This is a genomic window from Azohydromonas aeria, from assembly GCF_009760915.1.
GTDB lineage: Bacteria > Pseudomonadota > Gammaproteobacteria > Burkholderiales > Burkholderiaceae_C > Azohydromonas > Azohydromonas aeria.
Genome location: NZ_VIDQ01000021.1, coordinates 89,896 through 98,692, shown reverse-complemented (window position 1 = coordinate 98,692; position 8,797 = coordinate 89,896). Strand labels below are relative to the sequence as shown.

The 8,797-nt window shown below is 56.0% G+C and carries 6 protein-coding genes; 5 read left to right on the top strand and 1 reads right to left on the bottom strand.

The features are described 5' to 3' along the window. The first annotated feature begins 224 nt into the window (after positions 1-224). The 5 genes from FJ694_RS14740 to FJ694_RS14720 all read left to right on the top strand — a co-directional run bounded on the left by FJ694_RS14740 (position 225) and on the right by FJ694_RS14720 (position 8,090). Complete coding sequence (locus FJ694_RS14740) at positions 225-728, top strand: glycine-rich domain-containing protein (protein WP_157268000.1); 504 nt, start codon at positions 225-227, stop codon at positions 726-728. Between the two features lie 47 nt (positions 729-775). After that, complete coding sequence (locus FJ694_RS14735; RefSeq protein ID WP_157267999.1) at positions 776-1,549, top strand: Fe(II)-2OG oxygenase family protein; 774 nt, start codon at positions 776-778, stop codon at positions 1,547-1,549. Further along, positions 1,546-2,832, top strand: coding sequence for a radical SAM/SPASM domain-containing protein (locus FJ694_RS14730; RefSeq protein WP_157267998.1), 1,287 nt, complete (start codon positions 1,546-1,548; stop codon positions 2,830-2,832). The genes FJ694_RS14735 and FJ694_RS14730 overlap by 4 nt, the downstream gene beginning before the upstream one ends. Next, on the top strand, positions 2,822-6,379 hold the full coding sequence (locus tag FJ694_RS14725) for an ATP-binding cassette domain-containing protein (protein ID WP_157267997.1): 3,558 nt from the start codon (positions 2,822-2,824) through the stop codon (positions 6,377-6,379). Before FJ694_RS14730 ends, FJ694_RS14725 begins: the two co-directional genes overlap by 11 nt. 514 nt (positions 6,380-6,893) lie before the next feature. Continuing rightward, positions 6,894-8,090 (top strand): hypothetical protein, encoded by a 1,197-nt coding sequence (locus FJ694_RS14720; RefSeq protein ID WP_157267996.1) that lies wholly within the window; start codon positions 6,894-6,896, stop codon positions 8,088-8,090. A 250-nt stretch (positions 8,091-8,340) separates the two neighbouring features. Here the strand turns inward: FJ694_RS14720 and FJ694_RS14715 are convergent, their stop codons facing one another. Further along, entirely contained in the window at positions 8,341-8,775 is a 435-nt protein-coding gene (locus FJ694_RS14715; protein ID WP_157267995.1) for a hypothetical protein, read from the bottom strand. Positions 8,776-8,797 lie beyond the last annotated feature (22 nt).

The window sequence follows — 8,797 nt, the reverse complement described above, 5'->3', positions numbered from 1 at the left end:
CCATCTGCTCCAGGAACTCGCGCTTGCGTGTGCGCTTGGTCGAAAGGTTCAACCCGAGGTCAGCCTGCTTCATGGCCTGGATGTTCGCTCAGCACACTTGCCACGGCTTTACGCAGAGGCTCCTTAGATGGCCAGCAGCACCTTGGAGGGCAGAGTGTATTGACGAGAAGACATCAACCGACTCATGAATGACAATGAATTGATCGAACACAAAAGGAATGGAAATGTCCTACATCATCAACAAGGAAGAATTTGGCCGCGCAATGAACCTTGTGAGCGGCTGGAATTTCGATCTTGCCACCAGGAAGCTTTTGGAAAGCAAGCCTGAAATCTGGACGCTGGACAGGGCTGAAAAAGCGGTGGAAAGCTACAAGCGTTATATGGCCGTCACCAAGGCCCTGGGTGGCGTGCAACTCGTGCCGAACGCCGACATCGACGAAATCTGGCACATGCACATTCTGGACACCAGGGCCTACATGAAAGACTGCACCGAGCTTTTCGGTGAGTATCTACACCACTTTCCCTACTTCGGCATGTTGGGCGAAGAAAACAAGCAGCAATGGCTTGCCGTTCAGACCCAATCGGAAGCCCTGTGGCAGGAAATGTTTGGAGAGTTGCTTTATCAGGGCAGCGATGACGCACAAAAGTGTCCGCAGGTTTGCCCTTGCAACATCGGCCAAACGGGCTATGCCGGTGCAACACACACCTCGGTGATGCTCGCCGCCTAAGGAAAAAACCAGAGCCTCGTCCTGATGACGGGGCTCATTCAAGCATCATGATTCACGATGTCGATGTCGACGACGGCAAGGTAGCCCGTCTGAAAAACTCGCGAGCGAAGCCGCCCTCCCTGGAAGTCGATTTTGAAGCCATCGAAAGGACGGGATACCAAATAATCAGAGATTATGGTCCAAATATAGAGCGGCTCAAAAGTTTTCTGGAATCGTTATCGAACGGAAAGCTTTTCCACTCCGAGCGGATTGGTGGCGTGGTGCACCAATTCAGCGTGCTCCCGGGGGCGAAAAGTCTGGCGGAGCAGGCATCCTGCGGCGGCTACCACACCGACTTCATGTTCCAGCCCCGCCCGCCGGCTTATATCGCGCTGTTATGCCTGCGCCCTGACCCAAAGCATCCCGTCTTCGGCCGCAATCAAATCGTGCACCGGGATGACTTCATCGCGAAAATGGAAAATGTCTTTGGGTTGAGCGAAGCTGACTTGAAATGCGCTGCCTTGAGATACATATTTCCAGGTCGGCCGGCTTTCGACGTACCCGTCCTGGACAATCTGGACGGGCGAACGATCTTCAGGCTTCACACGTCCCTGGCGCAGGACCGTAACGGGCCCATTTTGCGCAGCGGTCTTGGTTTGAAGGAAGCCGTGGAGGCAGTCTGCAGCGACGTGGCTCAAGACTTCGTGCTGGACCGGGGCGATCTGCTCATCATGTCAAATCACATCGCCCTGCATAGGCGCTCTGAATGCACTCTTGCCTACCGCAGCGACGGCACATCATTCGACTCCCGGGAAATTGCAAGCATAAGGTTTGATCTATGAAGTTTCGATTGAAGCATGCTTTTATGCTAAGGCAATGCGTGGTTCCCGGCACCGGTACAGTCGATTTCATGACGCTTCAGGACCAGACGGGCCGCGCAATAGTGTTGGATCAGACCATGCGGGCGCTGGCAATAAGACTGGGCGCAGACCATGCTCTAGAAACCGAAAATTCCGCCGAATTGACGGCACTGAAGCTGTTGGAACGCGATGGCGTGGTGGTCTGTGCTGATGGAAGCAGTGAAATTCCTGGCGAAGCCAGCGAAGCTGAAGCCTTGCAGTTCTGGATACAGACCAGCGACCGCTGCAATCTCGCATGCAGTTATTGCTATATACCTTCACTTAACAGCAAGCGCCCGCGGCGGGCGGATTTATTTTCATTGCTTGGCACCAAGCTGCTGCATGTCCGGGGTCTGAAGAATGTATCCATCAAGCTGGCCGGCGGGGAGCCACTGCTTTGTTTCGACGAATGGGCCGATGAAGTCCTGAAACTGAAAAAACAGCTGGAGGATGCGGGCATCAGCTTGTCCATACGCATCATCAGCAATCTCACCTTCCTTGATACGCGCATCATCGAGTACATCAAGAAAAACGACATACTGTTGTCCGTTTCCCTGGATGGCGCCGCCGAATTCAATGATCGCAACCGCGTATTCGTCAAAGACGGCAAAGGCAGCTCTCATATCATCAGCCGCAATATTGAACGGCTGGAGTCGAACAATATCAAGCCTAGTGTATTGATCACGACCACGCCTGAAAATCGCGCGGGAGTTGCACCGCTGGTGAAGCATCTGGTGCAAAAAGACGCGGCTTTCCGGATTTCCGACGTAAAAGGCGACAATTTGGCGCCGGACGATTTTGTCTCCGCTTTTGCTGAAGTCAAGGAAATTCTCGGCGAGGCGGCACGCGACGGTTACCCGGTCAGCCGGCGGCTGGTCGTATCCGATCTTCGGACCGTTTCTCCACAACCTCACCCATGCTCAATGGGAACCACGGCGGCAGCAATTTACCTTGACGGTTCCGTGTATTTTTGCCATACCGAATTTGAGCAGGGCCATCCTCTCGGCAGCCTCGATGAGGAGGCAAACATCGTGGAAATTATCAGAAGGGGTATTCCCAAGCACGCTGGCTTGAGCGATGACTGCCAAGGCTGTGAATATAGGCTGGTCTGCGCAGGCGGCTGCCCGCTTTACCGTAAAAATGGCAAAAGCCCGATGTGCACAGCGTACAAGAAAATCATCCCAATGATCTATGAAATGTATGAAAATGAAATCAATGAGCTCTGATTTTGGCGTGCGAGGTGTTACCCACAATAATCTTAAGAATATCGATTTCAACGCCAGGCTTGGCGAAATAGTGGTTGTTTGCGGGGCCAGCGGTTCAGGCAAGTCTAGCCTAGTCCATGAAGTCATTGTTGCCGAGGCACGCAGGCAGGCGGCGATGCGACGCAAGACCGATGACATTTATACCTACGCCGTGCGGCCGGAAATGAAGTCCGCCACCGCGCTTCCGGACGTGGAGTCGGTGACCCAAAGAGCCTTGCCTCAAACCGAAGCATCAAGCTTTGGCACGCGCACGGGCCTCAAAAGCCTTCTGAAAAGAATGTTCGTCCATCACGGCGAGATATTTCATGAAGGCCAGCAGATCAGGCAGCCGACACTCGATGAAATTCGGACTTTCTCCCAGAGCCATCATCCCGGCGCAAAGCTGTACGCCATTTATTCCAATTATGAAGCGGTTGACGGAAAAACTGCTGCTTCACTTCTTCAAAAGCAAGGCGTCACATCAGTGGTGTGCCGGGATGAAATCAAATCGACGTCGCGCCTGATCGCCGTTTCCAAGCTGGGCTCCATCAAGTTGGAAAACTATCAAATATTGATAGACATTGCGGACAACAAAGACCACCAGAGCATTGCAAAACTGGCGAGGCAGGGAGTATTGCTGGTCGGCGAAGGCGTGGAGTTAAATTTCAACGAGCACTGGTTTTCGCTCGTGGATGGCAAGATCTTCCGCAAGCCCTCGCCTCTACTGTTTTCCAGGTCCACGGCGTCGTCGCTCAGCGGTTGCTGCAGCGCATGTGCGGGAAGGGGCTCGCGCCTGTCTGTCAATCTCGATGGAGCTTTGGACAAGGATTCTCGCATAGAGCAAGGATTTCTGCGTGTGCCGTTGAGCAAATCAGGCCGCTATGTTGGATTCAAATTTCTCCCCAGCGGGCTGACCAAGGTACTCAAGTCCCAAGGCGTGGACGTCAGCCAATCCTTTGCGGCCTTGACCACGGCGTCCAAAAAGATTGTCATCGACACATTGACGGAAAAGCTGATTGCCAATCGCGCCGATCAGCACGCCCAAAACTACCTTTCGGACATGCCCTGCCCTGATTGCAAGGGCACCGGCTTTGGATACCAGGCGCGCGCAGTGCTCCTCAGCGGCAAGCCATTCCACTATTACCTTGGCCTGCCGGCCGCGGACTTGGCCAAAATTTTGGAAAAATTGAATACCGGCTGCGTTGCGCGCGATGAAGCACTGACCAAGCTGCAATTCATCCACAAGCTCGCGATAGACCATATTGCATTGGACAGAAGCACGGCCTCCCTGAGCTCGGGAGAGGCACAGCGTCTTAAACTCTTGGATGTTCTGGTTTCCCAGGAGCGGGACAGAATAATCGTGCTTGATGAACCCTCTTCCAACCTTCAATACCGGGACAACATCAACATAATTGAGATATTGATGGAGCTGAAGTCGCGCAACAATTGCGTGCTAGTGGTTGACCACAATCCTGTTTACCAGTTTACGGCTGACCGTGTGCTTGAGATTGGCCCCGGAGCAGGCAAGGAAGGCGGAAGGATTCTGAAGAAAGGCCTCCCATCAAGCGATCCGCTTTTCGCTTATCCTGCCCTGGATTTTGTGGCTAAAGGAGAATCTAGCCCCAAAACCAAAAAGATCAAGCTTAGGCCCAGGCACAGCCTGCAATTACCGGACATAGCATTCCCATTGCGCCAAATGACGGTCGTTGTCGGCTCCAGTGGGTCAGGCAAAACTACGCTGATGGACCTGATTTGCCAGTCCCTTGAGGAGTCAGGAGAACAGGTGGTGCGCCTGACCGCCAAAGCACCAGGCCGGTCGCCCGCGTCCATTGTCGCTACGTATATTGATGTCTTCGATGACATCCGAAAGGTTTACGCAAAATCCTCCGCGCCACTTCTGACGGAAAGCGATTTCAGTTTCAACGCGGCAGGAGCCTGTCCTCAATGCGGCGGTTCAGGGATGGACGAGGGTATTGCGTGCGGCGTTTGCTTCGGATCCCGCTACAGAGCCGACGTCTCCCTGGTGAAAGTTGACGGCAAAAGTATCGTCGAGCTCCTGAATACGGATATTCCAAACATTGGATTCCAGTCTTCATTCGGTTTCTTGTCTCATGTGAAGGATGTTTTCGATGCGTTGGCTTTGAGCCATCTGTCGCTGGGAAGGGCGCTGTCGAGCCTCAGCGGCGGAGAAATTCAAAGGCTGAAACTCGTCAAATTCATTCTGGGCTACTGGCAGGCGCTTTCGCGCCAGAATACGTATGTCATACTGGACGAGCCCTGCCGCGGACTGGATAGGAAGTCAATAGAAAAACTGCACCGCGCACTTGGCGATTACTTGAAGGGTTGCACGGTGCTTGCCGTCGAGCACAACCCTGACTTCATCTACCGCTGCGGCTACGTCATAGATTTGGGCGGCGCCAAGCCACTGAAAACCAGTAGCGACGTGGTGGCAGGTGCCGCAGGCTCGAAGTCATTCCCCAGCCTCAATCACAGGGACGTGTTCCAGCAAGTGCGGGCACTGGCGAGCCAGCGTCAAAATAAAACGCCTTCCCAACTGCCTTGCAGGGATAACGCCAGCGCCGCACCTAATAGCCAACGCGATACGGAACGGTATCGCTTTTTGCGCCCTGTGTTTATCAGGCAAGACAACTTCGCGCTGGAAAAGCGTTTCGCCGAAAATTTCCAGCTTTGCGTCCCGGACGATGATGTCGTGTTCTATCGATCTAGGGAGGCCTTGCAAGCAGCTGTCGCGACGAAGGAGAAATTTTTCTTCAACCCCTTCGTCAGTCATCTTGAGAAATACCACCGGGTGCCCTTGTCGGTCCGTAAGCAGGTGGCTGCCGGTTTGAAATCCATCCGGGAATTGTCAAACGCCGAGCCTTGGTCGGCCTTGGTCGAAGCCCGCAGCTTCGATGAAGCGTTTTTCAAAGGCGGCGGGGTGGTGGCAACCGCGTCGAACTGTGAAGCCGTGCCGGAAGAATATACTTATCACGCCATCCGGCTTTTCAGCCGAACGGCTCGTGTCGTCGATGGAATCCATCCGTTTTCCTTTGCCTTCAATCTGTATCGCAATGCTTGCCCATACTGCAAGGGTTATGCACATCTGAAATCTTTTCCGTTCAGCAAATGGCTAGACAAGAGTTTCTCCGTTCTCGATCCCCGCTGCATGCCGCTCAAGCTCGGAACTGTTCTTCCCAAAACTGCGATCGCAAAATTCGCAAAGGAGGAACTGTTCGACTTCTCCAAGCCTGTGCATGGCCTGACGGAGGGAGAGTTCAATATCCTGCTTTACGGGTTCAAGCCCTATAAATTTCTCAAGGAGGGCAAGAAGGGCGATGTGGAGAGTGACTTTTTTGAATGGCGTGGACTGAATTCATATATATACAACAATATGGGCAAGCTTTCGCCAAAAAAGGATATCAGTGGCGAATTGGCTTGGACGCCCTGTCCGTTCTGTGAATCCGGCTTCCGGCAATCGGTGCGCTGGTACAAGGTCAAAGGGGAATTGATTTCCGATTGCCTGCTCTAGGGGCCGGAAAATATCTTCGGGCGAAGATGGAAAGCGGCGATCTGATCGATGCCCATTCCGGCCCGGGGTTGTCGTACTTTCCGTGGATTTTGGTGCGCTTCACTCGAAAAACATAAAGCAAATCAACGGGTTAGCCAGCTGGCATCGTATGCAGTTGTCGAGCGCCGCTAAGTGCTTGTCGCGCAACGAGAAATCGACGGCTGGCGCACCAAAATCCACGAAAAGTACGACAACCCCTGAGCCGGACTCGCTCGGCGGCACAGTTCGCTGCACGAGGATCAGCACACCGCCCGACCCCGGCAGGCCTTGCGACACCTGGGCGGGCAGGGGCCTCAGTTAGGTCAGCGGGAGACGGCCGCGTAGCCAGCATCAGTGCCGGCTACGTTGCATGGCAATTCCAGTCACTGCAGCGCGCCGCTGAGCGCAGCGGCCAGTTCATCGTCGCGCTCCTTCTCGACGTGAAACTGACGCTGCAGCGTATACGCGTGCTGCACCCGGCGAATGAAGTGGCTGGATGCTCAATCAAGAGCAATGGCCCACCTCAGGGATGGAAAACAGGAAGGATGCCTCTACGCTCGCTCCGGAAATTTCTCCAGGAGAGGTCATGAAGCGACGGAATTTTGCAATTCACATGACCTTGGCCGGCCTTGCGCCAAGCATGTACGCCAATGCCAAGACAATGCAGGGAAACCCAGTTCCACCGGTGCTGGACAACTCCCTCTACAAGGCCGTGGGCCTGGGTCGGTTTCAGAGTGGCTACAGCGGCGCGCTTGCGCTAAACAACCAGCGCGAAGCGGCGGGCTACGTGTTTTTCAACATCCAAGGCGGTTATCGCCCCGCGCTTTTTCAACCAGGTGCGGCACCGAAACCGATATACACCGATGGTCCTGGTGAGGCTGCCGGGATTAATGCCCAAACCGAGATCGTCGGCTGGTTCAGGCAAGGCGGTTTCACTCAGGCGTTTCGTTGGTGGCGCGAGCAAATAACCACACTGCCCTCGCTGGGTGGAGGCAGCAGCCACGCTGCTGGCATCAACAATCGCTCGGAAGTCGTGGGCTGGTCGGAAGCAGCCCCTGGCGCGACGCATGCAGCGTACTGGTGGCGCGACAGACTGACCGACCTGGGCACCTGGGGCGGCTATGCCGCGCAGGCCACCTCCATCAACGAACGCGGGGACATCTTGGGCTTCCGCGAAGTGGTCATGAACGGGGTCGGCGTGCGTCAGGGAGTGCTGCTCGTCCGCGGCCGCAAACCGCAGTTGCTGCCTACCCCGGCTGGCTACGACAGCTTGATGCCCACGGCCATCAACAACCGGGGCGACATCACCGGCTACGTATACAATATCAACGACTTCATCTGGAGTCGCCACGCCTTTCTGTACGCGGACAACAAGTACACGGTGATGCAGCCGGTCGGCGGAAATTCTCCGGCAGGTGGGTTGGGCATTAACAACCGCAGAGAAGTAGCCGGTTTCCGCTTCGATGGAAATGCTGACCCACGCGACGGAGCCATTGTTTATCTGGATAGCGGACGGGCTCCCGTGTTGCTTTACGCAGGCCCGAAAAGGCCCTACACGCCAGAGAGCTGGTATCGCTTGTCGTCCGCTTGTGCGATCAATGAAGAAGGCGCGATGGTAGGCACCGGCCGGTATTCGAGTGCAGAATATCCGTATACGTGGTTCGAGGCCTATATGCTGGTGCCCAAACGCTGAACAACTTAGGGTTCTTAGCTCAATTTTTGCCTCGTGCCACACGCCGAGCAGGCGAAGCCTGGTCGGCTTCACTTGGGAACGCCAAGCGCAGCGCGGCGGGGGTTGACGAAGGCAGCCCCCAGGAGGGCAAGCGAAGCGCGCAGCGGCGGCCGTCAGGCCGCCGCGCAAGGCAGCAGGGATTGAAGCCCGGCAGGGTCGAGACCCCGGCACGGGGGCTCGATGCGAAGCACGAAGGCCCGGTCCTGCGCTGTCAAGAAGCGCCTGGTCGATTGAGCGCGTCGAGCGCCAGGCGCAGGCTGTACCCCGGCACCCGCTCGCCGGCACGGGCGCGCTGCACCATCTCGGCGGCCCATGCGCGTTCGCGGCCGACCCGGGGTGCTACCGGCCGCAGGTACTTGCGCCGGATCTCGGCAGCGCGTTGCGACTGCTTCACCTGAGGCTGTGCCCGGAATGCCGGAGCCGGCGCACTCGCACACAGTTCCCGAAAGGCTGCGGCAGTGGGCGGGCCGGCGGGGTCCAGCAGCGACAGCGCGTGCTCGATGACCTCTGGCCGCTGGGCGTAGCTGGCTAGCTTGCGCGCCCAATCCTCTTTCACTGCCGCAAGGGATAGGCCAGCCCAACGGTCCATGAAAGCGCTGCCATAGCGCAGCGTCAGCCGGTCAAACAAGCCTTCGATGAATTCCACGCACGCGAGCCCGGCTCGCCGC